The 25,815-nt window shown below is 61.5% G+C and carries 27 protein-coding genes and 1 pseudogene; 14 read left to right on the plus strand and 14 right to left on the minus strand.

Features of this window, described 5'->3' with window-relative positions; all coding sequences use genetic code 11:
• Positions 1 to 53 precede the first annotated feature (53 nt).
• Together BZF57_RS17830 and BZF57_RS17835 are read right to left on the minus strand one after the other, a co-directional pair.
• Positions 54 to 1,265 carry an IS256 family transposase gene (locus BZF57_RS17830; RefSeq protein WP_011950834.1) on the minus strand — a complete coding sequence of 404 codons (1,212 nt, stop codon included), beginning with the start codon at positions 1,263 to 1,265 and terminating at the stop codon, positions 54 to 56.
• Positions 1,266 to 1,517: 252 nt separating this feature from the next.
• Positions 1,518 to 2,267, minus strand: coding sequence for a MauE/DoxX family redox-associated membrane protein (locus tag BZF57_RS17835; RefSeq protein WP_162291046.1), 750 nt, complete (start codon positions 2,265 to 2,267; stop codon positions 1,518 to 1,520).
• A 72-nt stretch (positions 2,268 to 2,339) separates the two neighbouring features.
• On the opposite strand from BZF57_RS17835, the gene BZF57_RS17840 reads away from it, so the two are divergent.
• The 11 genes and pseudogenes from BZF57_RS17840 (at position 2,340) to BZF57_RS17890 (ending at position 10,006) form a co-directional block, all read left to right on the plus strand.
• The gene (locus BZF57_RS17840) at positions 2,340 to 2,726 is read left to right on the plus strand and encodes a MerR family transcriptional regulator (protein WP_086740549.1); all 387 of its coding nucleotides are present in this window, start codon (positions 2,340 to 2,342) and stop codon (positions 2,724 to 2,726) included.
• A 61-nt stretch (positions 2,727 to 2,787) separates the two neighbouring features.
• Positions 2,788 to 3,048, plus strand: a complete 261-nt coding sequence (locus BZF57_RS17845) for a hypothetical protein (RefSeq protein WP_086740551.1) — start codon at positions 2,788 to 2,790, stop codon at positions 3,046 to 3,048.
• Positions 3,045 to 3,482, plus strand: a complete 438-nt coding sequence (locus BZF57_RS17850; protein ID WP_086740553.1) for a periplasmic heavy metal sensor — start codon at positions 3,045 to 3,047, stop codon at positions 3,480 to 3,482. Before BZF57_RS17845 ends, BZF57_RS17850 begins: the two co-directional genes overlap by 4 nt.
• Positions 3,479 to 4,051: an RNA polymerase sigma factor gene (locus BZF57_RS17855; RefSeq protein ID WP_086740555.1), complete on the plus strand. Its 573-nt coding sequence runs from the start codon at positions 3,479 to 3,481 to the stop codon at positions 4,049 to 4,051. Before BZF57_RS17850 ends, BZF57_RS17855 begins: the two co-directional genes overlap by 4 nt.
• A 5-nt stretch (positions 4,052 to 4,056) precedes the next feature.
• Positions 4,057 to 5,922: a copper resistance system multicopper oxidase gene (locus BZF57_RS17860; protein WP_086740557.1), complete on the plus strand. Its 1,866-nt coding sequence runs from the start codon at positions 4,057 to 4,059 to the stop codon at positions 5,920 to 5,922.
• Positions 5,919 to 7,025 carry a copper resistance protein B gene (locus BZF57_RS17865; RefSeq protein ID WP_086740559.1) on the plus strand — a complete coding sequence of 369 codons (1,107 nt, stop codon included), beginning with the start codon at positions 5,919 to 5,921 and terminating at the stop codon, positions 7,023 to 7,025. Before BZF57_RS17860 ends, BZF57_RS17865 begins: the two co-directional genes overlap by 4 nt.
• A 16-nt stretch (positions 7,026 to 7,041) precedes the next feature.
• Positions 7,042 to 7,431, plus strand: a complete 390-nt coding sequence (locus BZF57_RS17870; protein ID WP_086740562.1) for a copper resistance protein CopC — start codon at positions 7,042 to 7,044, stop codon at positions 7,429 to 7,431.
• A 7-nt stretch (positions 7,432 to 7,438) separates the two neighbouring features.
• Positions 7,439 to 8,362, plus strand: coding sequence for a CopD family protein (locus BZF57_RS17875; protein WP_086740564.1), 924 nt, complete (start codon positions 7,439 to 7,441; stop codon positions 8,360 to 8,362).
• Between the two features lie 34 nt (positions 8,363 to 8,396).
• Positions 8,397 to 8,714: pseudogene (locus BZF57_RS21800) on the plus strand (YybH family protein); the annotation flags it as partial.
• Between the two features lie 399 nt (positions 8,715 to 9,113).
• Entirely contained in the window at positions 9,114 to 9,476 is a 363-nt protein-coding gene (locus tag BZF57_RS17885) for an antitoxin Xre/MbcA/ParS toxin-binding domain-containing protein (protein ID WP_067404556.1), read from the plus strand.
• Positions 9,473 to 10,006: an RES family NAD+ phosphorylase gene (locus tag BZF57_RS17890; RefSeq protein WP_086740568.1), complete on the plus strand. Its 534-nt coding sequence runs from the start codon at positions 9,473 to 9,475 to the stop codon at positions 10,004 to 10,006. Before BZF57_RS17885 ends, BZF57_RS17890 begins: the two co-directional genes overlap by 4 nt.
• A 39-nt stretch (positions 10,007 to 10,045) precedes the next feature.
• Here BZF57_RS17890 and BZF57_RS17895 read toward each other — a convergent pair whose 3' ends face one another.
• The 5 genes from BZF57_RS17895 to BZF57_RS17915 form a co-directional block, all read right to left on the minus strand.
• The gene (locus BZF57_RS17895) at positions 10,046 to 10,516 is read right to left on the minus strand and encodes a hypothetical protein (RefSeq protein ID WP_143738560.1); all 471 of its coding nucleotides are present in this window, start codon (positions 10,514 to 10,516) and stop codon (positions 10,046 to 10,048) included.
• A 345-nt stretch (positions 10,517 to 10,861) separates the two neighbouring features.
• Positions 10,862 to 11,080: a hypothetical protein gene (locus BZF57_RS17900; protein WP_240506039.1), complete on the minus strand. Its 219-nt coding sequence runs from the start codon at positions 11,078 to 11,080 to the stop codon at positions 10,862 to 10,864.
• A gap of 228 nt (positions 11,081 to 11,308) precedes the next feature.
• Entirely contained in the window at positions 11,309 to 11,590 is a 282-nt protein-coding gene (locus BZF57_RS17905) for a hypothetical protein (RefSeq protein WP_086740572.1), read from the minus strand.
• Between the two features lie 2 nt (positions 11,591 to 11,592).
• On the minus strand, positions 11,593 to 14,709 hold the full coding sequence (gene mobF / locus BZF57_RS17910) for a MobF family relaxase (RefSeq protein WP_206073298.1): 3,117 nt from the start codon (positions 14,707 to 14,709) through the stop codon (positions 11,593 to 11,595).
• A gap of 2 nt (positions 14,710 to 14,711) precedes the next feature.
• Positions 14,712 to 17,162, minus strand: a complete 2,451-nt coding sequence (locus BZF57_RS17915; RefSeq protein ID WP_086740575.1) for a type IV secretion system DNA-binding domain-containing protein — start codon at positions 17,160 to 17,162, stop codon at positions 14,712 to 14,714.
• Here BZF57_RS17915 and BZF57_RS21655 point away from each other — a divergent pair.
• On the plus strand, positions 17,161 to 17,331 hold the full coding sequence (locus tag BZF57_RS21655; protein ID WP_240506040.1) for a hypothetical protein: 171 nt from the start codon (positions 17,161 to 17,163) through the stop codon (positions 17,329 to 17,331). The genes BZF57_RS17915 and BZF57_RS21655 overlap by 2 nt on opposite strands.
• 639 nt (positions 17,332 to 17,970) lie before the next feature.
• Positions 17,971 to 18,189: a hypothetical protein gene (locus BZF57_RS17920; RefSeq protein WP_086740577.1), complete on the plus strand. Its 219-nt coding sequence runs from the start codon at positions 17,971 to 17,973 to the stop codon at positions 18,187 to 18,189.
• Between the two features lie 99 nt (positions 18,190 to 18,288).
• Here the strand turns inward: BZF57_RS17920 and BZF57_RS17925 are convergent, their stop codons facing one another.
• The 3 genes from BZF57_RS17925 to BZF57_RS17930 form a co-directional block, all read right to left on the minus strand.
• Positions 18,289 to 18,849, minus strand: a complete 561-nt coding sequence (locus BZF57_RS17925) for a hypothetical protein (RefSeq protein ID WP_143738562.1) — start codon at positions 18,847 to 18,849, stop codon at positions 18,289 to 18,291.
• A gap of 529 nt (positions 18,850 to 19,378) precedes the next feature.
• The gene (locus BZF57_RS21745; protein WP_276206648.1) at positions 19,379 to 19,510 is read right to left on the minus strand and encodes a hypothetical protein; all 132 of its coding nucleotides are present in this window, start codon (positions 19,508 to 19,510) and stop codon (positions 19,379 to 19,381) included.
• A gap of 441 nt (positions 19,511 to 19,951) precedes the next feature.
• On the minus strand, positions 19,952 to 20,980 hold the full coding sequence (locus BZF57_RS17930; protein WP_086740581.1) for a DUF2493 domain-containing protein: 1,029 nt from the start codon (positions 20,978 to 20,980) through the stop codon (positions 19,952 to 19,954).
• 1,113 nt (positions 20,981 to 22,093) lie between these two features.
• Between BZF57_RS17930 and BZF57_RS17935 the strand changes: the two genes are divergently transcribed.
• Positions 22,094 to 22,678, plus strand: a complete 585-nt coding sequence (locus tag BZF57_RS17935; RefSeq protein ID WP_086740583.1) for a hypothetical protein — start codon at positions 22,094 to 22,096, stop codon at positions 22,676 to 22,678.
• A gap of 590 nt (positions 22,679 to 23,268) precedes the next feature.
• Here BZF57_RS17935 and BZF57_RS17945 read toward each other — a convergent pair.
• From BZF57_RS17945 to BZF57_RS17960, 4 genes are all read right to left on the minus strand, one after another.
• Positions 23,269 to 23,604 (minus strand): single-stranded DNA-binding protein, encoded by a 336-nt coding sequence (locus BZF57_RS17945; protein WP_206073299.1) that lies wholly within the window; start codon positions 23,602 to 23,604, stop codon positions 23,269 to 23,271.
• 657 nt (positions 23,605 to 24,261) lie between these two features.
• A complete protein-coding gene (locus BZF57_RS17950) occupies positions 24,262 to 24,507 on the minus strand; it encodes a hypothetical protein (protein ID WP_086740590.1) in 246 nt (81 codons plus the stop codon).
• Positions 24,508 to 24,902: 395 nt separating this feature from the next.
• The gene (locus tag BZF57_RS17955) at positions 24,903 to 25,151 is read right to left on the minus strand and encodes a hypothetical protein (RefSeq protein WP_086740592.1); all 249 of its coding nucleotides are present in this window, start codon (positions 25,149 to 25,151) and stop codon (positions 24,903 to 24,905) included.
• 142 nt (positions 25,152 to 25,293) lie between these two features.
• The gene (locus tag BZF57_RS17960; RefSeq protein WP_086740595.1) at positions 25,294 to 25,749 is read right to left on the minus strand and encodes a DUF736 domain-containing protein; all 456 of its coding nucleotides are present in this window, start codon (positions 25,747 to 25,749) and stop codon (positions 25,294 to 25,296) included.
• Between the last annotated feature and the right edge of the window lie 66 nt (positions 25,750 to 25,815).

The following is a 25,815-nucleotide window of genomic DNA, read 5'->3' on the forward strand; positions in this document are numbered from 1 at the left end:
GGTCGCGTCCGTCAATGTGGTGTAGAATTGGGTGTGGCCAGCGGGCTGCATTTTCAGGCGGCCTTGGGTGTAATCTGTAGCGGCTGTGCCTCCTCGATCATTGGTGTAGCAAGGGCGGCCATGCCCTCGATCTGCATGTAGCGGTGCTGGAGCTGGTATTCGTCATTCTGCTCCAGCAGGACGGCGCCGACGAGGCGGATGATGCTATCCTCGTTCGGGAAGATGCCGACGACATCGGCGCGGCGCTTCACTTCCTTGTTCAGGCGTTCCAGTGGATTGGTGGAATGTAATTTGACGCGGTGCTGCTCGGGGAAGGTCATGTAGGCCAGCACGTCGTGCTCGGCATCGTCCATGCAGGCGCCGAGCTTTGGCCAGCGGGTACGCAACTGGTCGGCGACCTGGCGCCAGACCTGTGTCGCGGCGGCATGGTCGGGCTGGAGGAAGACCTGGCGGATGGCAGCGGCGACGACGGTGTTCTGGCCCTTGGGCACGTAGGCCAGGGCATTGCGCATGAAGTGGACGCGGCACCGCTGCCAGGTGGCGCTGAGCACGCGAGTGATCGCTGCCTTGAGGCCCTCGTGGGCATCGGAGATGACCAGCTTCACGCCGGTCAGTCCGCGGCGTGCGAGGTCCTTGAGGAAGCTCGACCAGAATGGCTCGGCTTCGGAGGGTCCAATGTGAAGGCCAACGATTTCGCGCTTGCCCTCGGTGTTGACGGCAACGGCTATTATCGCGGCGACACTGACGATCCGCCCGCCCTCGCGCACCTTGAGGTAGGTAGCATCGAGCCAGAGGTAGGGCCAGTCGCCGGTGAGCGGCCGCTTAAGGAAGGCATGGACACGTTCGTCGATATCCTTGCACAGCTTGGACACCGAGGATTTGGAGATGCCGGTCATGCCCATGGCCTGCACCAGCTCGTCGACACGCCGGGTGCTGACGCCGGCGATCCACGCCTCCTGGATCACCGCGACCAGCGCCTTCTCGACGGTCTTCCTGGGTTCCAGGAAGCCAGGGAAGTAGGCGCCGGTCCGTAGCTTGGGAATCCTCAGGTTGAGCGTGCCGAGCCGGGTATCGAGGCTGCGGTCGCGGTAGCCGTTCCGCCAGGTCGTCCGGTCGCCGGAGCGCTCGTGTCGGCTAGCGCCGACCAGGCCATCGACGTCGGCCTCCATGATGATCTGTAATACGCTCTCGGCGATCGTGCGCAGGAAATCTCCATCTCCAGTCTTCGCCATCAGCTCGGCAAGCGGTAGTCTGTCGTCGGTCATCGGGATCAACTCCTCGGTGGGCGTGTGAAGTGTGGTAACTCCACCTTACCGATGAGCCCGGTGGCCACCGAGATCGAAATCGCATGGGGTGGGGCATGCCCCACCCCATGCGATCATCTCAATCTACACCAGAAATTACACCACGAGCGCGGACGCTAACCATTATCCCCATCGATAATGAGCAACGACCCATTATTTTTAGGCAGGTCAAAGCCTAAGGGGCGATGTTCTCAATTCTTATGCGGGCGACCTTTAGCCAATGGCTCTGGATAACATCCAGATTGCCATTGCCATCATCATTAGATTTTCAGTCAACGAGACGAAGCCTAGCGGGACATTGCTGTCGCCACCGACGCAAGCGCATTTGAGTTCGCGCTTGTCGATGTAGACTGCCTTGAAGACCGAAATTGCACCGATCGTCCCAATGAATAGCGCCACGGGTATCGAGAGCCAATGCAGCTGGCCTGAAACCATCAGGACACCGGCCAAGCCTTCAGCGAAGGGATAGAGGGTCGCATAAGGGACCCAGCGCTTCGCCAACAGGTCGTAATTGAGGAACATGGTCGCGAACTTGTCGACATTCTGAAGTTTGAGCATCGCAAGCACGCACATGCTAAACGCGATAAACCACTCGGCAACGCGAATGCTGAAGGCTGTGCCATCAACCGCGATGCCAGCGGCCATCGCCATGGCTGCTGTCATGGCGAAGAGCGCAATTACCGGGCGATAGCTGGTCGCGCCGGGAACAGGGACCTTGATCCCGAAGTAGCGCCGCAGGTCGTCATGCCCTCCGATCCGCTTGCCATCGATGAAGGTCTGTGGGGTGGTTGCAACGCCGTATTCAGCCTTGAACGCGTCAGTCTGTTCGCGCGTGGTGAGGTGCCGATCATCGACGGAGTAACCTCGCGTTTTGAGCAGATGCTTTGACTTCAGGCCGTAAGGGCAAGTGTGGTTTTGCATGACCATGCGGTGAAGCACGGCGGTTTTTGTAGGCTTGGGCATTAGTGATTTCCTTTGAATCGCAAACTTGCGGCTTATATAGGTTCCGTACCATGGTACGGGATCAAGCATTATATGAAGATCGGTGAATTTGCCCGTGCAGGCGGGGTCAACGTCGAGACGATCCGTTATTATCAGCGGCGCGGATTGGTGGCCCAGCCTGAGCGCCACGAGGGTCCGCGCCGCTACACGCGCGGCGATCTGGCACGCTTGCAATCGATCCGCTCGGCGCAGACCGCCGGGTTCACACTTGAAGAGATGGCCACGCTGCTCTCCCTCGATTCTGGCGACCGAGCGGCGGCGCAGGACCTTGCACGCGTTCGGATCGCGGCGCTTGATGAGAAAATTGCCACTTTGCAAACCATGCGCGGTGCGCTCGTCCGGCTCGCCGAGGACTGCGCTGCGGGGAAATCTGGGCCCTGTCCGATCATCGATGCCTTCAGTTTTGAGCTGCAACGATAATTGGGCATCGGAAAGTGAGGGGTTTTGTCCGCGCCTGCGTATACAACTCTAAAGGAGCTGCATGATGGATCTCGACGAGAATCTCGCACGCCTGGCCAGACTTCCTGTCCCGGATATGTCCGGGATTGATGGTGAACGCCTCGCGCAGCGCGCACAGGCAGACGTCAGGCAGACACGGGCATTGCTCGGACTAGGCCTCGTTGCGTCGCTCGGACTGGGCGTTTTCAGCGGTCTTCAGGCACCTGCACAAGCCGAAGTGCCTATTGCCGCCTTCGGTCCCCCGGCATCGCTGACCCCTCTCATCGCCCTGGGTCAGCAATGAACCAGCGTCGCATCGTTTTGGCGGCGGGGCTGATCATTGCGCTTGCGCTGGTAGGGGTATGGCTCGGACGAATGCTTCAACCCGCACCGCACCATGGTGGGGCTGAACTCCACGCCCTGATTCATGATGAGCTTGACCTCGACCCGGCGCAGGAAAAAGAACTGACTGCATTGGAGCGCCAGTTCGCTGCGCGGCGCGAAGCGCTCGAAGAACGGCTCAGGAGCAGCAACGCGCTGCTCGGCGAAGCCATTGCTGCCGAGCACGAATACGGTCCCCGCGTGTCGGCCGCGGTCGACGAGACGCATGACGCGATGGGGGATCTCCAAAAAGCAACACTCGAACACGTTTTCGCGATGCGCGCCATTCTGCGCCCCGATCAGCAATCACGGTTCGATGCGGTGGTCAGCAAGAGCCTCGCTGCTCAGCCGCAGTGACCGCTGACGATCCGGATGCGGCGCTCGTCCGCAGATCTCTGGCTGGCCATGCCGATGCGCAGCGGGAGCTTGTGGAGCGCTACCGCGAGACAGTGTACCGGCTTGCGCGCTCAGCGACGGGTGATCCGGATGAAGCCTTGGACATTACGCAGGAGGCTTTCATAGCCGCATTCGGCGCGCTGAACCGCTTCGACCCCGGACGATCGTTCAAGGCCTGGATCAGCGCCATCACGCTCAACAAATGCCGGGACTGGGCCCGTCGGCGCGCCGTCAGGCGCTTCATAGGCCTGCCCATGCCCGAACAGGCTGCGCAATGGATTGCCGATGATGCACCCTCGGCACAAACGCTTGCCGCAGACCGCGCCGAGCTCGCCGCGACCGCCCGCGCGATCGCCAAGCTTCCAGCACGTCTCAAAGATGTCCTGATCCTTTGCACAGTCGAAGGGCTAAGCCAGCAGGAGACCGCAACGACACTGGGCATCAGCGTAAAGGCGGTCGAGACACGTCTTGGGAGGGCGCGGAAAAAACTTCAGGAAACTTTGAGGGGTGAAGGCCTTGCGCGCGTATAAATCGCATGACCAGTCCTCATCTCACAAGACGTCACCTGATCGCTGCGTTTGGCGCGGCCTCAGCCTTCGCCGCTACGCCAGCTTGGGCGCAAGGGCACAGCATGCACCGGGGCGGCAGCCATGGCCGCGACGGCCCGCGCATTCCTGCGGGCTTTGGTGAGCTCAGCGGCGAGGTCATCGATCTTGCCGTCGGCAGCGGGCATCGCATTGTTGAAGGGCGACGCGGCCCGGGCATCGCCGTCAATGGCAGTGTCCCCGGCCCGTTGATCCGGCTGCGCGAAGGGCAGAATGTCCGCCTGAATGTCACCAACAATTTGAGCGAGGATACATCGATCCACTGGCACGGGCTATTGCTCCCGTTCCAGATGGACGGGGTCCCGGGCATCAGCTTTCCGGGCATCAAGCCGGGCCAGACCTTCACCTACGAATTCCCGGTCCGCCAGGCAGGTACCTATTGGTATCACAGCCACTCGGGCTTGCAGGAGCAGTCGGGGCATTATGGCCCTTTGATTATTGACCCGGCAGGCGCCGAACCGGTGGAGTATGATCGCGATTACATTTTGCTGCTAAGCGACTTCACTGTGCTCGACCCACATTTCATCATGCAGCGGTTGCGCACCGGCGAAGGCTATTTCAACCGCCAGCAAAACACCTGGACCGATGACTACCCGATGACCGGCGAAGAACGCCGGATGTGGGCACAGATGCGGATGATGCCGACCGATATCATGGATATTGGCGGGAAGACGTACACGTTTCTTGCCAACGGACGTGGGCCGGCGGAGGGCATGGAATATCTGTTCAAGCCGGGAGAACGCATCCGGCTGCGTATCATCAATGGATCGGCGCAGAGCTTTTTCAACGTTCGCATCCCCGGCCTGCCGATGACGATCATCGCAGCAGATGGGCAGAACGTGCGCCCGGTTGAGGTTGACGAATTCCAGATCGGCACTGCCGAAATCTATGACGTAATCGTCGAGCCAGGAAATGCCGAAGCCTATGCCATCGTCGGTGAGTCGATGGACCGTTCGGGCATGGCGCTGGCCATGTTGGCGAGTCGGCCCGGTGCGCGGGCGACCGTTCCTGCGCTGCGCGATCCGCCGCTGCTAACCATGGGCGACATGGGAATGGATCACGGGTCCGGCAGCATGGATCATGGAGCAATGACGTCCGGTCCTTCCGCAGAAGGTGCAACCGGTGGTGCAACAGGCGCGATGGATCACGCAGCCATGGGACATGGCGACGTGGCCGCCTCTGCCGATAGTGGCATGGCAGACATGGCGATGAGTGGCATGAGCATGGACGGCATGAAGATGCGCGATACCGCGCTGCTCCCGCCCGACGTCGCGATCGGCCCAGGCATCGACATGGTGTCGATGGCCCCCATCGACAAAATGGGCGATCCCGGCCTTGGACTGCGCGATGTGCCGCACCGGGTGCTCAATTATCGCATGCTCAAGGCGCTCGAGCCCAACCGCGACACCCGCGAGCCATCGCGGCTGCTCGAACTGCACCTTACTGGCAATATGGAACGTTATATGTGGTCGTTCGACGGGCGGATGTATTCTGCCGTCAGCGATGTGCCGATCCGTTTTGCATGGAACGAGCGGGTGCGGGTGAAGCTGGTCAACAACACCATGATGGCGCACCCCATCCATCTGCACGGCATGTTCTTCGAGCTGGTAAACGGGGAAAGCGCTGCGCTTCAGCCGCGCAAGAACGTCGTGATCGTCCAGCCCGGCGCCAGCGCGCAATTTGATCTCACGGCCAATGAACCCGGCGACTGGGCGTTTCACTGCCACCTGATGTATCACATGCATGGCGGGATGATGCAGACTGTGACCGTGGTCGGTCCGGGCGGCGGTGCATGAGCGTGCGGTCTGTCCTGTCAGCGGCCCTGCTCGGGAGCGCGTTGATCTCCGTTCCGGCCTTCGCTCAGCATCAAGGGCATGCAATGCCCGCGCCAGCGCCCACACCTGCGCCAGCGCCCGGCGACCGCCATGCCGGCCACGGCATGCCCGCGGCGCCGACAGCGCTTGATCCGGCCGATCCGCACGCGGGGCACGCCATGCCAGAGCAGCCTGCTACCGCTGAGCCAATCGACCCTCACGCAGGCCATGACATGACGGGTGGGGCGGCCGGGCCTGCCGATTCGATGATTGGCATGGACCACAGCACCATGGATCATGGCGCGGTCGACGTTGCCGCGCCTGCTTCTCCGGGACCTGCCATGGAAACCCCGCCGCCACCTGAGGCCGGAAGCGGTCCACCGCGCGCCGCCGATGCCATCTGGGGCGCCGACGCGATGCGGGCTTCGCGCGAGGAATTGCAACGCACCCATGGCGATTTCCCGGTCTTCTGGTTTCAGGGCGATCGTTTCGAGACGCAGGTGCGCGACGGTCGTGAGGGCTATCTTTGGGATCTTCAGGGCTATTATGGTGGCCCGACGAGCCGGCTCTGGTTCAAGAGCGAAGGTGAAGGCACGTTCGGCGAACCGATTGAACAAGCCGAGGTCCAGGCGCTCTACGCGCGGGCCATTGCGCCCTTCTGGGATCTGCAGGCGGGCGTGCGCCAAGACCTCCGCGGACCCGATACCACGCATGCGGTGATCGGCGTGCAAGGGCTTTCGCCCTATATGTTCGAGGTCGACGCCGCATTGTTCCTGTCACAGCGTGGCGATCTCACAGCGCGGATCGAGGGCGAGGTCGACCAGCGCATCACTCAACGTCTGATCCTGCAACCGCGCGCCGAGGTGAACCTGTCGGCGCAGGAAATTCCGCAGCTCGGCACCGGGTCAGGCATCGATTCGGTCGAGGTCGGCGTGCGGCTGCGCTACGAGTTTATTCGCGAATTTGCCCCGTATATCGGCATCGAGCAAAGTTGGCGCCTCGGCGGCAGCGCCGATTACGCCCGCGCACGCGGCGAGGATCCCAGCGTCACGAACTATCTCGTTGGCATCCGTTTCTGGTTCTGAAATAAAGGAGTACCCCATGAAATTCGCATCTCTCCTCGCCGCAATCGCAATGGTCGCCGCTCCGCTTGCAGTTCCGTCCGCTTCGCTTGCTCACACCAAAGTCGTCGCATCGACACCGGCTGAGGGAACGACTGTTGGCAGCGCCCGCGTGGTCACACTGACCTTCAGTGAAGCTCTGCTCCCGCCGACGGCGGCAGCAAGCATCGTCATGACCGCGATGCCGGGCATGGCAAACCACGGCGAAATGGCCATCCGCAATTTCACCACCTCTTGGTCCAACGGCAACAAAACGATGACACTCACCCTGAAAAAGCCGCTGGCCAAAGGAACCTATGAGGTGCGCTGGCAGGCTGCGGGGGCGGACGGCCATCGTATGACAGGTAAAGTCAGCTTTATCGTCGGCTGATAATGAGATGGGTGAGCCAACCGAACAGGTTCTGCGGTTTGCTCATTATGCTTTGCTGCTCGGCCTGTTGGGTTGGACGGCATTTCGGTTGGTTGGGTTGCGTGGCGAGCGCTGGGTGCCTCACGACGAGGGCGGTCACACGCTGATCATCGCAGCGCTTGCGGCACCGGTGGTTTCAATCGCCCTGATGCTGGCCTCGATCGCTGCTATGATGGGTGTGCCAATTACAGCGCTCGATTGGCCGATGGCCGAAGCAATGATTGTTGGCACTGACCTTGGCAAAGCGTTCCTCTTGCGCGAATCTTTGCTCACCTTCGGCTTGTGTGCGTTGTTCATTCGACACCGGACTAGCGTAGGTTTCCCCGTCGCTGCTGCCTGCTTCGCCGGTGCGCTGCTCACGCTAAGCTGGAGCGGCCATGTGGCTGCGACTGAAGGCGGATTGGGCTTGTTCCACCGTCTGAATAACGGCGTACACTTGCTTGCGGCGAGCTTGTGGGTAGGTGCCATCTGCTGGTTCCTTTTACTGACAATCAAAGCTCACCGGCAGCCCGCTCTTATCCCTACCGATCAGCTGCTTCGCGTCATGCATGGCTTCGCACCGCTGGGTGTCGGGCTTGTCGCAGCTGTATCTATGACGGGTCTGATAAATGCGCAGCTGATCTTTGGCTTGGAGAACACCATAGCCGTTTCCGACACCCCCTATGGCTTGTTGTTAGTCGCAAAAGTGACGTTAGTTGGCGGAATGCTGGCGTTTGGCGCGCACAATGCCCAGATCGGACGGCGGCATTTTCTGGTTCATGAACGCGACAGTGTGGAGCACTCAGTTGCACTGACGCTCCTGCGTAAAAGCTTGGCAGGCGAGTTGATGTTGGCTGCTGGGGTGATTGGACTGGTTGCTGTGCTGGGCATGCTGTCTCCAATGACGATGTAGACAGTACGTGGATTGACCACCGAGGGGGAACACAGATGCTGCGTTAGCGCTGCTTGCGGAAGATGTCGTCATCTTTGAATCTGGCGGCGTCGAAAGAGGTCGCGCCGAATATGCCAGCCACCATCTGGAGGCGGACGCTGCCTTTACCGCCGCTGTAACTCGGAAGCTGGTAAGCCGGACCGATCGAATGCAAGGCGATATGGCGTGGGTTATGAGCGTTGAAACGGTCTCAGGAACGTACCGCACGCGTGTGATCAACAGCCGGTTGATCGAGACGGTAATTCTCAGGCGGATGAAAGGGCAATGGCGTATCATGCACATCCATTGGTCATCTGCGACAATCAATGGCTAGAGCACGTGAATTGATGTCAGTAAGCAGAACAAAATTCCGAACTTGACAGAGACAATTTTACATAATGTATGTTATCAAACTGGAGAATTTCTGTTTGTGTTGAATGGGTTGCAGCCGGATTTTTCCCATCGCTTCGCAGAAATCGTGTCGCCGGACCCTTCTGTCGCCGCATGAGAATGCCATCGGCATGTGCGAAATACAAGGCGATCGGACCTGCGGATGCGCGAACACTCTTCGGGGCACCGCCGCAAGGCATGTGCGCCAGCCAACGCTTCCAGCATCCCGTATTCCGTGGCCGCGACGAGCTCTCCCAATGTTCGCTCCTTCTTTGGGATCAGCCTTGACATCCCTAGGGTTGCCGCACACATTGAACGCATATGGTGCAATTGGTGAGGCATTATGGCGTCGGCTGCGTTTCTGAGCGAGATCACAGGAAAGGATGGCGTATCGCCTGACCGTCTGTCCGGAGCGTTGCGGATAACCAAGTCCGAACTGGCCGCGGCGGCCGGCCTGTCTCGCGATGCTGTCTCCAAAAGCTCACGGTATGGCAGTGTGTCAACCCAGACACGGCTGCGCGAGATGAGCGAGATCATCAATCGCGTGATCCCATGGACCGGAAGTGAGCTTGCGGCCTATGCGTGGTATCGTTCGCAGCCCCTGCCCTCTCTGGGCGATGCAACTGCCGAGGAATTGGTTCGTCAAGGACGCGCCGAGCTCGTCCGCAGCTACCTCGCCCGTATTGCACAGGGCGGGTTTGCTTGACGCTGCCGGTTACGCGGTTCGAAGGGCTGGTATATCGCGCGCATCACCCGGGTTGGGCGTTCGATCCCGAATCCGGCGAGGGTGCCCGGATGCATGGCGGCCGGTTCAACAGGCCAAGCACCGCATGCTTTTACACATCGCTGCGCCTTGAGACCGCGTGGCTCGAGGCGCAACAGGGCTTCGCTTTCAAAGCGCAGCCAATGACGCTGTGCAGCTACCGGATCGATTGCAGTGACATCCTCGATCTGACCACGGATGAGGGTCTTGCAGCAGCTCTGGTAACGCGGGCCGAACTCGCATGCGCGTGGGAAGTGATGGCGGCCGATCGCAAGCCCGTGCCCACCTGGGAGCTCGCTGACCGTCTGATCGAAGCGGGATGCGCTGGAATCATTGTCCCGTCTTTTGCGGCGCGGGCTGGCGAGAGGGACATCAATCTGGTCCTGTGGCGTTGGACGCGAGACAAGCCGCATATGGTCACCGTCGTCGATGACGATAATCGCCTGCCCAAAGACCGCTCATCCTGGCAGTGATTGCGGAATTGGTCGCTTGGCATTGGCACGGTTGGCTTCTCACATTTCGGTTGTGACGCTTGCCCAGATCATGAACCCTACGACGCTGAGCATGAGGCAGGTCAGTCCGGCTGCCAGTCGTAAGACAGCCCTCCACCTTTGGGCTTTGGGCCCGCCAATGACGAGATCGTTTCGCCGCCGCCGGGCTCGCATCGCGAAAGTCTCTTGAATGATATCGGCAGCGCCGAATGCGAGCAGCGCTGCGGCTACCATGAAAACTGCAGCCCTTACGCCACCGGGAAGCGCAACAGCGCAAAGGATGGCCGCAATCGATACCAGCAATCCCGTAATGCGGATCAGGTCAGCAATTGGAAAGATGCGGTAGAGCCTCAGCTTACGGCTTGCCCTGAAGCGAATGAGCGGTGCGTTGCACGAGGCACAGATGTGCGTGATACGCCGCTCCATCCACGGGCCGACTGATCGGCTGCATCTGGGGCACTGTGCGATGCTGATCCCCGCCGCGATGTTCATGTCCGTTGTTCCGATAGCTGTGCGACCCGTTCAGGTCGCGTTCCCCTCGCGTTTGCTTTGTTGAGCGGGATCCTCGCATTCCTTACAAGCCTCGCACGGGGCACAAGTCTCACAATCGCTGCAGTCGGCTTTGCCAGAGCGCTTTCGGGCGAGATAGCGCGCTCGCTTTTCGGCGGCCGAAGCCTCGGCGTTGGCTCCAGCCTGTTGCTTGGCAAAGGTGGCCATGCTGCTGGCCACCCCCGAAGCTGGTGCAGTCTCTGCGGCCGCAGGCGCCGCGATTGTAGCAACCACTACCGGTAGGCAGATGCTTAGATGTCTGTTGGTCATTGCGCTTCCCTTCCCGTGTTACCTGCAAAAGGCTACCACCCCGTCCTTCGCCCGTCGCGAAGGTCGTTGTGTGTCCGGTTGTCGCCGAGCGATGATCGCCGGACCTCGAGGCGCACCCCCCCTGCCATTGCCAGTGGTGCGGATATCGCGCAGGTCGATATCGTTGCGCTTGGCCCAGCGCTCGGCTGCGGCATCGTCGGCGAAATCGCCCAGGTCCTCGAAACTCCAGTTGCTCATCGTATCGTCCTTTCTTCAATGATTTCCTTGGCCTGTATGAATTTGGCCTTCGCGCTCATTCAAATCTCGCCTCTTCGAGCTCCCGGCGGAGAGATTCCTCCATGAAAACCTCCAGCTATGCGAACACATCGAAGCAAGCGAATTGGCTGAAGGCCGGGCGTGCTCCGGTATCGTTGCCTTGCCGCTCCCAGGATCGGTCCTTCATATAGTCGCGATCATCGATGCTCATCAGGCCCGCTCCACCGCCGGCTCCGTGTAGGCATCTTCGACAGGGAGCGCTCTCCTCGCGGGTCTACCGCGCTTCATGCGCCACAGCATGCCCGCCAGTAGCGTGATGCCGATGGCGATCATCATCGAGAGCCCGACGTCGGCAAGCGGGACATCGACTGGCGTCTCCGCGTGCTCCCGCAGCGCCTGCGCTTCGCACCGCGTCACACCAAGCGCTTCGATGTTGCACCAATGAATATGGTCGCCGTGAATGAGGTGATCGTAATTGACGGAAGGTCGCATGGTCAGATCTCCAGGCTGATGTCTTTTTCAGGGAAGGGTTTGTCCGGCACGCGCGGTTCGACCGCGACGCGCAGCTTGCTCAAATCCATGCTGTCGGACTTCAGCAGATCGGCGGGAACTTCGGGATTGAACGTCTTGTCTGTCCTGCCCTTCCCTGCCGCGCTGTCTCTGGGAGCATCGATCTCGAGGCGGCCGACCGTTTCGAGCGCGCTCGTCTTGTTGCCCTCGTTGCGCTCGATGGCGCTGATCAGCCGGTCCTTGTTGTCGGTATGCAGCGTCAGATCGTCGCGGACACGGGTGACGGTGACATTGAACAGGCGCTGGTTGGAGAGGTTGCTTTCCGAGCCGGACATCACGGCAATGGCTTTGTCGGTGGTCACACCTTGTGCCATGTGCATGTTGAGCGCGTAGGCGAGCCCGAGCCGCTCCAGCATGGGATCGCCGTGTTTGAGGGTGACCGTCTGATCGTCCGGGGTTTTGACGCTGATCCCGTCCTTACCGATGCTCGTCACCTGCGCGAGCGATGCGTTATAAAGCCCGCGATCCTTGTCGTTCGCCGTCCAGCGGATCTGATCGTTCTCGTGGATTTTCACATCGGTGCGCTGGGTGAGGCCGAGCGCGTCGCGCTTATCGTTCGGATCGATCCTCTGCGGGTCAAATCTGACGGTACGGCTGCCGACCTTGAGCTCGACGCGCCCCTTCGCGTTTACGCCGAGCACCTCATAGCTGCCCCGCCGAAGGCCGATCTCCGAGACCGCGCGCGCCACCTCGAGCATTTGGCCCGCCTTGTAGGTCTGTGGGTAGCGCAACTCCTCCCGGGTGCTGTTGACACGCTCCAGCACGCTGAGGGTGATACTCTCCTTCCCAAGGGTACCATCGGATCCCAGTCCCGCCTGGATGCGCTGGTTGAGCTCTGAGCGTGCGTCACGCCCCGAAGCGAACACCATGGTGCGCTCGCGTTCGTCCTTTGGCAGCGCCAGCCACTGGTCGGCCGCCGACTTGATATGGTCTGGGCTAGCCCTGAACTTGTCGCCCATCACTTCCAGTGCGCCGCGGACCTCTCCGCGGTTGGCCAACGCCGCGATTGTGCGCAGCTGGTCGGTACGCTGGCGCAGGTTCTCGTCCATGCGGACCATGGCGATGCCGTCAGCCTGGGCCATTGCGAACGCCTTCCCGGCGTCGATCGATGAGAGCTGCTGCCGGTCGCCGATCATGATTAGCTTCTCGACGCCAAGCGCGTTGGCGATGCCGACCAGATGCTTCATCGGCTCGCTTCCGACCATGGAGGCTTCATCGAGGACCAGCACGGTGCCCTTCAGCTCGCCGCGCGCTGCTTCATAGCGCTCGCCCTTCCCGGCCAGGGCCGCCTTGGCATAGGTGTTCACGAAGGAGGAAACCGTCTGCGCTTCGATCCCCGCTCCGTCCCTCAGGTCGCCGACCATCTTATTCTGGAAGGCGAGCCCGAGCACCTTGTGGCCCTCCTGCTCTGCCACCCGTGCAAGGGCGGTGATCATCGTGGATTTGCCTGCGCCCGCGATGCCCTGCACGGCGACAATCCGGTCGGTGGACGATAGACCCAGCACGGCTGCGGCCATCTGGCCGGTGTTCAGCTGCTTGTCGGGCGAAACGGCATTGATCCGTTCCACGGCGTTGTCGGCAGGAATGATCGGCGTTGAAGCCCCCCTGCCCTTGTCGATCTGAGCGAGGATCAGCGTTTCGGTGGCGAGTCCCTGCGGCGTCGTGACATGGATGACTGCACCATCGACCCGGTCCGATTTCCCGGGAATGAGCTTGTTGCCCTCCAGGAGCTGCTGAACGCGTGCATCTGCCTTCTCGGCTGTCACGCCCTTCAGCCCCAGATCGAGCGCCGTCTTGGTGATCTGAGCGGCCGGGAAAGCGGCTTCGCGTTGCTCGAGGATACGGATGGCAGATGCGACCGCCGCCTGCGTTCGCATCGCGTCGGGAGACAGCCTGAGACGCTCGAGCCCTTGTGAGACAAGCGGGTCTTGGGGCCGGAACATGTCGCCGATAACGCTGGCGATGTTCGATACAGTTTCGCGGACGCGCTCGGCTGTCGTTGGCAGGTGATCAGCGGTCTTCTCACCCGCGCGCGCCTTCGCATCCTCGATGACCTGCTTGCCATCGAAGCCGATGGCTGCTGCCCGATTGTGCCAGTCGGCGGCAAGCCTGTCCCGGTCATCCACGTTGAGTTTGGGATCGCGGGTGTTGGTGGTGACCTTGTCGATAGCCGCGGGAGAGGAGAGCCCCAACTCCTTTGCTTTCTCGACGATCGCTTCACGCCGCTTGCTGAATTCGTCGATCGCCTCCTTGGGGACGCCATTGATCTCGAACTGGCCGTGCTTGCCGGTGATACGCGTCTCGTAGCCCAGCTCCGCCAATTTTTCCCGGAACGCGGCATGGTAGGCGGCGCCGATCACCGCGTTATTCTTCCATAACTGGCCATTGTGGAGCGCCTGCCAGGCGCCGTTCGCCATCCGGGTGAGATTGGCGATGACGACGTGGATGTGACCTTGCGGATCGAGCGCGCGGCTCGTGTCGTGTGCGAACATGGCATAGACCAGATTTCCGGTTCGCACCGGTTCGCCGGACTTGGTGCGCTCGTAGGTCCGCCCTTCGGCGAACTTCCCCTCGACCCAGCTCATGGTCTCGCGCACCGCATTCCAGTGCGCCGTGAGGATGCGCTGATCGCCCGACACGAGCGCAAGGATGCTGGCGGATTTGGGCATCGAGAATGTGAGGTCGATCCCCGATTGCCGGTTCTGCACCTGGCCGATCTTGTCGCCATTGGGCAGCTCGCCATTGAGGATTTTCTCGAAGGCATCCTTGGTGACTTCACCTGAGAGTCCGAGGAGCTCGGCACCCTTCCCTTCCCAACCGGTTCTTTCGGTGTTTGCTGATCCGCCGCGACCTGTGTCGGCGCCGTTGCCGGCTCCGCCCTCGCCCGGCCCGCCACCGGGGCTGCTTCCTCCGGGCGCGCCTTCACCGCCGGCGCCGGCGCTCCCGCCCTCACCGACGTAATAGTCGGCGGGGTGCTTGTCGTCCTTGGCGAAGTATTCCGCTGCGCCGGAGGCTGACTTGACCGATGCAACCGAGAGCATGATCAGTCGCCCAATCCGAAGTCATCATCGATCTGGGGCGCGTCTTTCGAAGCCTCGTGGCCGTGATCCTTTCCCTGCTCCGGATTCCCGGAGCCCGCCCCTTCCCGCGTCTCCCGCAGGATCTGTTCATCTGGCCGGTCACGCTCCTGCTTGCCGAGCGTTTTCTCGGTCAGTGCCTCCTTGGCCTGCGCGCGGTTGATTTCGGTCTGATCGCCATTGATCGCCATCAGCTGCTTCATGACGGAGAGACCCATCGTGCGGGGCTGCTCGTCGCCGGTATCGCCCTCCTTTACGGTCCCCTCTGCCGGGTTGTCGTTGCCGGGCACGACGACCTTGGCAACCTCGCTCTGCACGATCATCGCATCGGCAGCCTTTTCCGCTTCCGACCGCTCGTCGCCCTTCTCGGCCTTCGCCAGCTCCTCGCTGGCCGCCTTCTCGACCTCCTCCACCTCAACGCGGCCGGTCTGCGGCAAGGACTCAGGTCCGCCCTCGCTCCCCCCTTCCGCGCCATCCGGCCGGCTCGCCGGCCGCCTGGGTTCTGGCGGCTTGTAGGGCGTAGGCTCCATCCTGGTCACTCTCAGGAAGCCTTGAGCGACCTCAGGGTAGTCCTTCCATTGGAGTTTGATCCGCGCCGCCGGAAACCCGTCGGGAAATTTGATGAAGCCATGCATCGACGGCAGGTTGGTGATGTCGTCTGGGATGACGAGCGGCTCGATTGCCTTGCGCGGGGTCAGGGTCGATGCGTCCCGCGTGTTGTTGTAGCCATAGCTGTAGGCTTCATCCATCTGCCGGACCTCTCGGTTGCCGATGAACTCCGCACAGCGTTCGGCTGACTGGTAGTCGGCCGTGGCGAGGATCAGTTTGGTCCGCGCGAGACCCGCAAGATTGGTTGCCCCCTTCTCCCCATAGGTCTCTTCCAGCTTGGCAAAGGAATGGATGCCGAGAACGAATGCCCCGCCATAGTTTCGGGCAGTCTGGAGACCATTGCCGATTGCAGGAAGGGCATGCAGCGCATTGACCTCATCAAACAGGAACCAGGTTCGAAGGTCGCGCGTGCGCGGGAGCGTCATCTGCGCGGTGACGGCCATGTCGGTCCACAGCGTCAGCAGCATCCGGGTGAAGTTCATGTCGGAATAGCTCGACGTAATGAAGAGGATCGAGCCGGGCTTGGATGCCTTGATCCATGCCTTGATTGAGAAGCTGTCAGGCTTGTCCGGCGATGGATCGGGGATGTACCGAATGGCGTTGGCGTTGGTGTTAAACACCGACCGGATCGATTCTGCCATGCGGGCCGCAGTTTCCGCCGTCAAAGGAGCCGCGACGGTGTCCTTCAGCTTGGCATGAATCTGCTTCAGGTTGGCGGTCATCAGGTGCTGGGCAATGGCGGCGTTTGACATCTCGCCGTCGGCTTTGAGCTTCATGCAGATTTCAACGAACAGCGTGCGTGCCGCGTTCTGCCAAAAGGGCTCCTTCTCGTCTGGGTGAGAGGGGATGAGAGCCGTCGCGGCGGTCAGGAAATCGGCATAGAGTTCGCAGTCGTTAAAGATGGTCCAGGGCACGCAGCGCTGGTCCATCGGGTTGAGGATTGTGTCGCTCTCAGGGTTGTAGAAGGCTTCAACGAAAGCGCCGGTCAGATCGAAGATCACTGCGTTGTGGCCGCGCTCGCGCAATTGCTTGACCAGTGATCGCAACTGCGTGGTCTTGCCCGCGCCGGTAGTGCCGATCAGCATGGTGTGGCTTTGCTCAAGCCGCCATGGGTAGGGAATGCCGGCGATCACGTAAGGTTGATGAATGCCGCGCGCGCGTTTTGCCTCGCGGGAGAGCGCTATCGCTTCTTGCGGTCCAATCGGAGGATCGAGGCGCGAACACTCGTAGGCAAAGCGGTTGCCATTATGCGCTTTCACCTCCTGGCTGAGTACTTCGCGTTCGACAAGCATGGCGCCGCGTTCGTGCCGTTCTTCGAGGATCGATTTGCCGCGCTTTCGGGAGAATTCGATGAACCAGATACTGAGAGGAGCGGCGATAAACACGGCCATGAAGGCAGAACCGAGGAGACAGCGAAGTGCCTTGGCCGAGGCAGAAGCAACGTAGGGATCATAGGGCACTGCGCCCATCAGGGTGGGTCGGATCATCCCATTGGGCAGGGTGAGATGAATGACCTTGCTCGGGTCAAGCAGCATCAGTGACCACAGGCCCGAATACATGCGCATGAGAACGAGGTGAATCTCAGGGGTGCTGAGCGAGAGGCTGACCGTTATCGTCAGGGCCAGGGCGAAGACCAGAAACCATATCAGCAGTGGTATTTTGATCCCTGCAAACCACATCCAGAACTCGTGCGTTACGAGCTGCGAACCGCGGGTGAAGTTGCCTGCGTTGCGGGTCACCTTCCCGCGCGCGGAATGGTGCTGAATCGTTGCGCCCTTGCCGCTGAAACGGATGTCATCGCGGCGCATGAAATTCCTCCATGCGCTGGTGAGCAACCTGCTCGAGTCCGGGGGCAAGATCGCCGTGTTCGCGATGGACGATCAGATCGACCGCAGCCTGTGTGTATTCCAGGAGGAGGATGAGACGTCGAACGTCGATCGAATGGCCTGCACGCGCCAGCGGCAAGCCGACGCGTAATGCCCGCCTGGCCGCTTCAGACCGAGAGCAGCCGAGGAATTTCGCTAGCGTGTCGATTCCGGTGAGCTCTTCGCTTTCCAATCGGAAAGAGAGGAGCGGGAGTCTTTCGGAACTCATGTCATCATCCACCTCAAGAGGCGGATGGTGGGGCTTTAGGAGCCCTTCATATACCTCGGTTTGAAGGCCGAGGGAAGCCAATACATGCTCCTGGAGTCAAACCCCGGCAGACCGGAAAGAATTCCACATTTCAGGATGTTAACACTGTGGGACCAATCGGTAGACCGGGGTCAACCGGTCCACCGGGGTCAACATCCGATATTTCAGATAGTTACAAGCGCGGGCCCCGCATAGGGTGTGCATCTCCCTAGGGACTGTGACAGGGCCTACGCGGCGTCCTGGTATCGATTCCGGTTGTGAGTCTGGACATCCTGTGGAGGTGCCGCTGCGCGGTTTCGAGAACCGCTGTGCAAAGGATCAAGCGCAGCAATTACGACCCCCAAAAGCGCCAAGCCTTGGCGCCGGCGCTTCATCATCGATCGCTCCGTAGCGATCGGTTCACTTGTCAATGCGATATGGCACCTTGATCGTTCCAGCTTACCGGGCGATAGTCATTAGCGTGAGGTGGAACAGGAGTGAAACATGGCCAGCAAGTTGGAGAAGGAAAGGGCGGCGATCCGGGAGGAGGAGTTCAGGCTTGCGGAGCGCAAAAAGAAGCTTGCTGAGCGTGATGCTGAAGAGCGCGCGACCGCGATCGGAAAGAGCGTTCTTGGGAAGCTCGAGCAGACTCGTCTCGATGCTCTCCTGGGCCGTATGAAAGCGCTCGGCATTGAAGAGGTCGAGAAGCGGCTTTCGGCATAAGCCATTTCTTTGACAAGCTTCTGCGGGCTTCAGCCCGTGAAGGCAAATGAAGAGAGGCGCTGACAGCGTCAGCGCCTCTCTCATCTGGCCCGATGGAAGCTAGTACCAGACCAGATGTTGGCTGTCGTGCGAGCCGGTTCGGATCATCTGATCTAGCTGTTCGACATAGAATTCGAGCCCGGAATGGGCGAGGTGTCGTCGGGTTGGTTGGTCTGCGATGATGGCGTGCAGCTCATCAAGTTCGATGTGCCCGAACGGTTCGCAATCCTTGCCGAGAGCGTCGAGCAAATCGTGGGCGTTGCTGTTGCTGAGATCCATGGGCCACGCGCCATCGATCGTCGAAGACAAAGCCATCATTGTCTCTTCAGATTCATGTTCTCGCCAGCAGCATCCTTTCAGCACGAGAAACTGGGCTTCCTCGATTACGGCAATGGCCGTTTCTTGGTCGCCGTGTAGCTTGGCAAGGGTTGCCCAGCTCCATGGGCAGACTCGTGCCTCGAAACCGCTTTCGAGGTACCTGAAATCTTCATCATCGAATATGTCGACTATGAACCGATGGGCCTTGGCAAATGTGCGGAAGGCGGCGAGTTGCTGGATGGTCACAGCAGCAGGGTTCACTGTCGGGGTAGTCTTGCCGCGCAGCTGGAAGGTGACGGTCATGGGCTTGCACTCCTTGATGGGACGCTCAGCCCATCCCTCTTTCCTCTTGTGGGGCCGCATGGCGACCGCAGGCGCGAGGGACGATGACGAAAGTGATGGCCCTGCCGGGTCGCTGTGCAGGGCCATCAAGGATCGTCTCTTTCGAGACGCAGAGTTGGTCTCAGCAGCATTCTGGCGGGATTGCTGCTCGAATGTTGTTACCTAGCTGGAGGGATGCACGCAATCGCCCTACTTACAGGGACCGCAGACTTCCTGTGATGCCCGTTTCACGGGCTTGATCGGGGCGCACGGCAGACCGCGCGAAGGCGACGCGGACGCATGTCCGCAAGACCAGCAAGGGACTGCCGGTGCCCGCGCACTGACGGTCGCCCCAAGCCCGGCCGACCACGGCCGGTCGACCTCGGATCATGCACCGCGGCAGGCGCGGCGGCGATGCCAGCAAGGCACGAATGTGCCGATGCGCTGGCGAGCTGCGCCGCGCCGTATTGTTGCGGAGAGTGCGACGAAAAAAGGGGCCGAAGCCCCCGGGTTATTTCAGGATAAAGGCGACGTATCCGCCCAGGCTCGCCGAGATCGTCGTCACGATCAGAAGGAAGCCGAGAACCCAGCGCTGGCTCTTCAGCTCTCCGACGAGTTCCTTGTTGGCTTCGGTGATCTTCATGGCGATGTGGCTCTCGAGGTCTTCGACGACTTTTCGGCGTCGCTCGCGGGCACCTTAACAGAGCGCAGTGCCTGATACAATGTGACTTGGATTCCCATGTGAACCTCCTGTGCTTGATGGGAGTTCCCGAGGGACGGTGCTCGACAGCGGGTCAGGGGCGTTCCCTCAGGAACGCCGCGCAAGCGGGCGCCGGGGGAGCCGATTTGCGGAGCAAATTGGGGGGACCGGCGATCCTTGACGCGCGCCAGCGGGCAACCGTCAGACTGGGACGACACGAGACACCCCTCCCCGCCCCAGCAGCCCTCCCCCTCCCCCTTTCCTCCTCGATCTTCAGATCGAGCCTCCCCGACGGGCGACGGGGGCTCGATGCCCCCTGAGCCCGTGTGAGCACGACAGAAGAAAAAGGGAGGCTCCGGCGAATGCCGGAGCCTCCCTGAGTGCTCAGTGAGCGGTCCGCTTGCTGGCGACAAAGTCGTCTGCCCGCTGCTGGGTGCGGCGCAGGATGTGGATCGGAACACCGGCGTTGCGCAGCTTCTGGGCGAGGTTGGCTTGAATGCCCGAACCTTCGCAGACGACTGCCTCAACCGGCTTCAGGGCGACGATCCGGTCGTTGCGGACGAAACCGGCGCTGCCGCCCTTCCTCGTGTCGAGCTTGAACTCGACGACCTTGACGTCCCGAGATGCAGCCCAGGTGCGAGCGATCGTGTCGCAGCCCCTGCTCTGGGCGGTGGTGACGAGGATCATGTTCGGGATGCGCTTGACGATGTTGTCCAGGCGGGCCCAGATCAGCGCATCGTCGTGCCATTCAGCGCCTCCCGAAAACGCGACGACCGGGCCTTCAGGGGCGTATTGCTCGCGGCGGCGCTGGGCGCGTCCGGCGAGGAAATCGCGGGCATCGACCACCGAAGCGGTCAGCCTGCTGGAGACCCTGCTGCCCTTGACCGTGGAGAACGGCCGCCCTGTTTCGACGCGGTAGATCTCGGCGGCGTGATCGCGCATGCATTCGAGCGCTGCGCGAATGCCCTCGAGCGTCTGGCAGAGCTGCTGCGTTTCCTCGAGTTCGACGGCGTAGATCTCCGAGGGGTCGAAGTTGCGGGCGAGCTCTCCGAGCTTCTTGGCCGCGTCGTCCTCGCGGCCTTCGATGCGCTTGGCGACCATGTGGAAGCTGTTGCAAAAGCCCCAGGCGAGATCGGCGGCGCATTCCTGCATCCTCGTATCGCGTAGGACGTCGAACATCGTCTGCATCATGAGTTCGACGGCGGCGGCAGACATGTGCGCGTCCGGCATGTCGGCATTTTCCGGCTCGGCAACGATGCTGAGCTTGGCCATTTCGCTCGTTTCGATGAATGCGGCGTCGTATTCGCCGTTGTTGGCGTGGCCGAACTCATCGGCGATGTCTGCTTCGATCCGGGCAGCACGCATTTCGGCAGCGAGGATTGCGAGGTCGGAAAGGTTCGAAATCTTGGTCATAAAAGCCTCCAATTGATTGAAATCGTTCCCACCATGGGAACCCAGAAAACCCATCAGTCGGGAGGCGTGCAGTCAGGGACGGCGAGCTTGTCTCGCCGCCGCCATGCGGGCGCGGGGGAGCCGATTTTCTGCCGGGTGGCCGGCGCGTAGCGACACGGTCACCCGGTGGAAAATTGGGGGGACCGCGATCCTTGACGAGCGCCGAAGACTGATATGTTTCGGCAGGTGTTCCTGTGTGTGTGGAAGAGACGTTCCCGCCCCCGAGCACGAGAGACGGGAGGCAGACGGGCCAGCCTGCTGGCCCGCCCTCCCGGCCCGGCGACGGGGTTAACAGCGGGAACACTCCCAATCTTGGAGGCCGTTCAGCGTGGCTGCTCGGCAGATGACGGACTGTCAGGGATGATGCCGCGCAGCTGGCATCACCGCCACGCGGGCGGCGAAGGCAAGCGCAGCGACAGCCTGGGCCGATCCTTGACCGGCCGGAGGCTGCCGAATGCCGCGCTTTCGCGCGCATGCGCGAACTACGGCTATAAAGCTCACGGTCGTGGGTGCCGCGCGCGCGGACCGTCAGGGCCGCGGCAGGCATACGCGATCGGGACCGCCGAACCTGCCCGCAGGGCGGCGGCGGTGAAATCCGCGTCAGCGAAACAGGAACGGCCCTCGCAGGAGCCGCGGCAGGCACGCGCGGAGCATGTCGGGGATCGAGGCGGCGGCGCAAGTCGTCGGCCGGTCTCCTGCTGCTCGTGCGGCGCGCGGCGGGACCGAGGGCCGGCGGGGCTTAAAGAAACGCAAGGCCCGGGCGAAGCCCGAGCCGCTGGAAAAGCCCCGCTCATCATGGCCGCAGCGCGAAAGCGCGGTGCGCGGCAATATGCGTCAGCGGTCGTCACCCGAAGGGCCGAGACCCTTCAGGGGCTCGGTGGAGCGGGCCGCAAACGCGAGCCCAGGCGCAGCTGGGGCCGCGGCGCGGGGCGCGGAGTAGAGCGCGATCCCGGCCGAAGGTTGGGAGACGTTATCATCGCCCTAGTTGAGCCGTTGGGAAAAAAGTTCCGGCTTGACGCCGTTTACCGTCGAGAGGATTTTTGCCTGCAAGATTAGCAAGCTGGCTGGTGACCGATGAATAGTCTGCGCCGACATGATGTGCCTTCATCCATTACAGCGCTTCGTGCGCGGCGCGATCAGCGGCGTCGCTGTCGAGAAGAGGCGGAAGAGGCAGCGCTCGAAGAGAGTTTAGAGCGCGAGATCGAGGACGAGTTGGTCAGGCTGGCAATCGAGGCTGAGGAACGGCGTTTCGTGCGTGATGCTGTCGCGGTCAATGCGACGCTTCGCGAGATCGAGCAGCGCAGTTACCTCTCGCATTCGTTCATTCTCCCGCCGTTGCTGGCCGTTGGGATATGTTGTGCCGCCATCTTTGGCTTGCGCTATTTCGAAGCCAATCCCGTCGCGTTGCATTGGGCATTCATGCTCGGCATCGCGATACCGTTGGCGATTTTTCAGGCTGGCGCCGTTCTGTGCGGTTGGCTCATCAAGGTTGCCGGACCTCTGTGGGGTCGTACAGCCGAACTTCGGCGTGTCGAGGCCGAGCGCGACCTGTTGGAGCGGCAAGCCGAGCTTTTTTCTGCGGGAAAGTACGAGTTCGTTGAGAACGGGTATGGCTTCGGGAGTTACTACAAGGTCGAATACAGCGCGTTCTTGCGGTGATAGATCAACTCACAAATCGATTGAGCGCGGTGCGCGGCAATATGCGTCAGCGATCGTCACCCGAAGGGCCGAGACCCTTCAGGGGCTCGGTGGAGCGGGCCGCAGACGCGACCCTTGGCACAGCCGGGGCCGCGGCGCGGGTCGCGAAGTAGAGCGCTGTCCCGGCCGAAGGTCGGGAGACGTTACCCCCTTCATGGCTCGCCATGCCGATTGACGGCCATGTTCTTATTATGTTCTACCGACCTTATGGGAATGAAGCGCATCGACACGGTCGCCGATCTGGTTCGGCATGGGCTCAACGCGCAGATCGAATGCCGCAGGTGCCGCAGAGTTGTGCTCGTTCCAGCATCGAAGCTGCGCGATCAATGTTTCGCCAGATCGATTTCTATGAAGCTCGAGATGGTTGCGCAGCACTTGAGGTGCAGCTGCGGCCATAGGGGGGCAAAGATAGATCCGACGGGTGCCATTCTTCATGTGCAGGGTTAATGCCTCAGTGCATTATTGGGACACAGATAGGCGCAAGCGATGGCATGGTCGTTCTCCGGTAAGAGCGAAGCGAGGGGCGGCACCGGAGTGCCGCCCCTGCGGGATCAGATGAACATCACGTTCTCGGCGATGATCTCGGTGCCGAAGCGCTCGGTGCCGTCGGCGTCTTTCCAGCGCGAGTAGTGGATGCGCCCGGTGACGGCGAGCTGGTCGCCCTTCTTCTTGTGCTCGCGCAGCGGCAGCCCCATGCCGTTGAAGACGGTGACCTTGTGGAACTCGGCGTCCTTGAGGGCGTAGCCGGTTTCCGCGTCCTTCTGGACCTTGCCGTCGCGGATGACGGGGCGCTCGGTGACGAGGATTAGCTCGGTGACGCGGGTTTCGCCGGTGTCGCGGGCTGCGGGGTCCTTGGCGAGACGACCGACGAGATTGACGTTGTTCATGATAAAGCCTCCTTGTGGCCGACGGCTCGTCCGCCGGTGCCCTCATCGAGCCTCGGCGGGAAGGCTGGAACACCTCGCGCATCGCGCGCGGGAAACCTCAAAATCCGGGGTGGTGCGGGCAGCTCGCTTTAGCGAGCAACACGGCCCGGAGCTTTGGGGTTGTTCCAGAGCCCGACCAGAGAGGCAGGGGCACTGGCGGCGGGCGTGCTGCCGGACACGGGGCTTTCAATCCAACTGAACAACGACATTCTCGTCGTGCACAGGCTCGCCGCGAGAGTCGCCATCGCCCGTGATGCCGGACAGAAGCACGCAGGTCTGCCGAGCCCTCGTCACAAAGCGATGCGCTGCGGCGGCAGTCCGGCAGGATGCGCTACCTGATTTTGCTTGGATGCCGGGTTGCGCATGTCGCCGCTATCGGCATGGGATCGTGCTGCGTGTGCATGAAGATGCGGCCAGTCTCCCGTCGACGTCCAATCTACACGCGGGGAGGATGGTGACGTCTTCGAATGCCAAGGCGCGAGATCACTCGCTTCGAGACGCAGATTTCTCCTCTGGGCAGGGGCGGGACTGCGGTGCTGCCTCCTTCGACGTCCGGGATGGTCGGTCTGCATCGATGCTGATCTTTGGCGATCGGAAATCGTCGCCGAAGGCGGCGCATCATGAATTGCGAAACGCGCCGATCGCCTGGAGAGTTGCTCTTGCCGACGCCACGATGCCGCGTGGTGCCTCATCGAGCCCATCGACGTAGTGCTCTGCGTCGTTGATGAGCTCCTCGATCGCGTCGTCTGCCGGATCGACGAAATAGTGCGACGATGTTTCCCGCACTACGATCGGCGTAGGCAGTTCTCGCTCGGCGTGATCGTCGATGAAGCGCTTGGGGATGCGGATGAGGATATCGGGCATCGATATGCTCCTTGCAGGGCGCGAAGCGCGCGGTGCAGCCCTCTAAGGACTCCCGGAGCTCTTCGATCAGATTGTCAGCATGGACGGGCGGTGCGAACCAGCGTTTGAATTGCGGCTTCCATGCCGCTCGGCCGCGAATGACTTCGGCAACGAGTTCGCTTTGGGATGATCCGGGCGGCGCCCAGAATGACACGTCGCCGTTGTCGTCCGCATCGCGAATGAACGAAAGGACGTCGGCGATGGCAGCATGTACGCCGTCTTCGCGCAGCAGGATGCCGCCTCCAAGCTCGATCTTGTTAAGCGCCCTGCGGCCTTCGGCGCGGCATCCCTTGCCGAGCACGAATTCGTAGCTCGCGTTGAATTTCCATTGAGGTTTCGACACTTGCCCCTGTCTCTCAGGGGATTTCGATCCCGATTGTCTTGTCGAGTGTCGGGACAAAGCCGAGCGCGCTCAGTTCGTCGAAGGTGAGATCGCGGTGTGTTCCGTCGGTCTCCTGAATTTCCCATGTGATCCAGGGGCGAACCAGTCGGCCGTCTGCGAGCTTGATCCCGCCGATCGTCCCGATGGGGGTTATTTCGATGGAAGCGTCTCCCGGCACTCCGGTGTGTTCGCACACATCGATGATGGCGGTGATGATGGTCATGGGTTGTCCTTTCGAAGGGCAGGCGTGGAGCCGTGCTTGCAAAAGAAAGGGCCCGTCTCTTGGGGGGGGAGAAAGACGGGCCCATGAGGGGGCGCAAGGCGGCCGGAGGACTGGGAGCCGCCTTGCGCTGGGGGAGCTGGTCTCAGCTAGCGAATTCCGCGGTGGATTCGCCGAGCCCGTCGGAGGCGCTGACGCCGCTTTCGGGAGGCGGGGCGCCACCGGTGTCGAAGTCGGGCAGTTCGTCCTGCTTGGCGGCGAGCTGGGCGGTGACGTCGCGGCGACGCGTGGGGCGCGACCAGACGATGTTGTAGCTGCCGTCGTCCTGCTGGAAGGCCGAGATCTGAAGCGGAGCGGTCATCGACGGATCGTCGATCTTGCCGTTGAGGAAGGTTTCGCCGGTGTTGTTCGAGAAGAGTTCGAACAGCGCGCCGACCTGGATCCACTTGCGGGCCGGGGTGAGCGCATGGATTTCGAAGCGCGGGGCCTTGGGGTTGTTGCTGGCGACCGGCTTGAGCGCGATGGTCATCGCGACCGCCATGGTGTCAACGCGGCCGATGAAAACGCCGCTGTCGTTCTGCTTGATGGAACCGATGTTCATGATGCTTCTCCTGAGATTGCGTCTCGGACACCCTGTCCTCGACACCCTTCTCAACCCCCCTCCTCT

This window comes from Erythrobacter colymbi (genome assembly GCF_002155685.1).
GTDB lineage: Bacteria > Pseudomonadota > Alphaproteobacteria > Sphingomonadales > Sphingomonadaceae > Erythrobacter > Erythrobacter colymbi.

What these genes read in the sequence shown, in the direction of transcription:
- BZF57_RS17920 (WP_086740577.1), top strand. Translation starts at nt 17,971, where the DNA reads ATGGCCAGCAAGTTGGAGAAGGAAAGGGCGGCGATCCGGGAGGAGGAG.
- BZF57_RS17945 (WP_206073299.1), bottom strand. Translation starts at nt 23,604, where the DNA reads ATGAACAACGTCAATCTCGTCGGTCGTCTCGCCAAGGACCCCGCAGCC.
- BZF57_RS21655 (WP_240506040.1), top strand. Translation starts at nt 17,161, where the DNA reads ATGAAATTCCTCCATGCGCTGGTGAGCAACCTGCTCGAGTCCGGGGGC.
- BZF57_RS17930 (WP_086740581.1), bottom strand. Translation starts at nt 20,980, where the DNA reads ATGACCAAGATTTCGAACCTTTCCGACCTCGCAATCCTCGCTGCCGAA.
- BZF57_RS17830 (WP_011950834.1), bottom strand. Translation starts at nt 1,265, where the DNA reads ATGACCGACGACAGACTACCGCTTGCCGAGCTGATGGCGAAGACTGGA.
- BZF57_RS17900 (WP_240506039.1), bottom strand. Translation starts at nt 11,080, where the DNA reads ATGAGCAACTGGAGTTTCGAGGACCTGGGCGATTTCGCCGACGATGCC.
- BZF57_RS17875 (WP_086740564.1), top strand. Translation starts at nt 7,439, where the DNA reads ATGGGTGAGCCAACCGAACAGGTTCTGCGGTTTGCTCATTATGCTTTG.
- BZF57_RS17960 (WP_086740595.1), bottom strand. Translation starts at nt 25,749, where the DNA reads ATGAACATCGGTTCCATCAAGCAGAACGACAGCGGCGTTTTCATCGGC.
- BZF57_RS17835 (WP_162291046.1), bottom strand. Translation starts at nt 2,267, where the DNA reads ATGCCCAAGCCTACAAAAACCGCCGTGCTTCACCGCATGGTCATGCAA.
- mobF (WP_206073298.1), bottom strand. Translation starts at nt 14,709, where the DNA reads ATGCTCTCGGTTGCATCGGTCAAGTCAGCCTCCGGCGCAGCGGAATAC.
- BZF57_RS17955 (WP_086740592.1), bottom strand. Translation starts at nt 25,151, where the DNA reads ATGACCATCATCACCGCCATCATCGATGTGTGCGAACACACCGGAGTG.
- BZF57_RS17905 (WP_086740572.1), bottom strand. Translation starts at nt 11,590, where the DNA reads ATGCGACCTTCCGTCAATTACGATCACCTCATTCACGGCGACCATATT.
- BZF57_RS17850 (WP_086740553.1), top strand. Translation starts at nt 3,045, where the DNA reads ATGAACCAGCGTCGCATCGTTTTGGCGGCGGGGCTGATCATTGCGCTT.
- BZF57_RS17845 (WP_086740551.1), top strand. Translation starts at nt 2,788, where the DNA reads ATGATGGATCTCGACGAGAATCTCGCACGCCTGGCCAGACTTCCTGTC.
- BZF57_RS17915 (WP_086740575.1), bottom strand. Translation starts at nt 17,162, where the DNA reads ATGCGCCGCGATGACATCCGTTTCAGCGGCAAGGGCGCAACGATTCAG.
- BZF57_RS17895 (WP_143738560.1), bottom strand. Translation starts at nt 10,516, where the DNA reads ATGAACATCGCGGCGGGGATCAGCATCGCACAGTGCCCCAGATGCAGC.
- BZF57_RS17840 (WP_086740549.1), top strand. Translation starts at nt 2,340, where the DNA reads ATGAAGATCGGTGAATTTGCCCGTGCAGGCGGGGTCAACGTCGAGACG.
- BZF57_RS17925 (WP_143738562.1), bottom strand. Translation starts at nt 18,849, where the DNA reads ATGACCGTCACCTTCCAGCTGCGCGGCAAGACTACCCCGACAGTGAAC.
- BZF57_RS17935 (WP_086740583.1), top strand. Translation starts at nt 22,094, where the DNA reads ATGAATAGTCTGCGCCGACATGATGTGCCTTCATCCATTACAGCGCTT.
- BZF57_RS17870 (WP_086740562.1), top strand. Translation starts at nt 7,042, where the DNA reads ATGAAATTCGCATCTCTCCTCGCCGCAATCGCAATGGTCGCCGCTCCG.
- BZF57_RS21745 (WP_276206648.1), bottom strand. Translation starts at nt 19,510, where the DNA reads ATGAAGATCACCGAAGCCAACAAGGAACTCGTCGGAGAGCTGAAGAGC.
- BZF57_RS17865 (WP_086740559.1), top strand. Translation starts at nt 5,919, where the DNA reads ATGAGCGTGCGGTCTGTCCTGTCAGCGGCCCTGCTCGGGAGCGCGTTG.
- BZF57_RS17860 (WP_086740557.1), top strand. Translation starts at nt 4,057, where the DNA reads ATGACCAGTCCTCATCTCACAAGACGTCACCTGATCGCTGCGTTTGGC.
- BZF57_RS17950 (WP_086740590.1), bottom strand. Translation starts at nt 24,507, where the DNA reads ATGCCCGATATCCTCATCCGCATCCCCAAGCGCTTCATCGACGATCAC.
- BZF57_RS17885 (WP_067404556.1), top strand. Translation starts at nt 9,114, where the DNA reads ATGGCGTCGGCTGCGTTTCTGAGCGAGATCACAGGAAAGGATGGCGTA.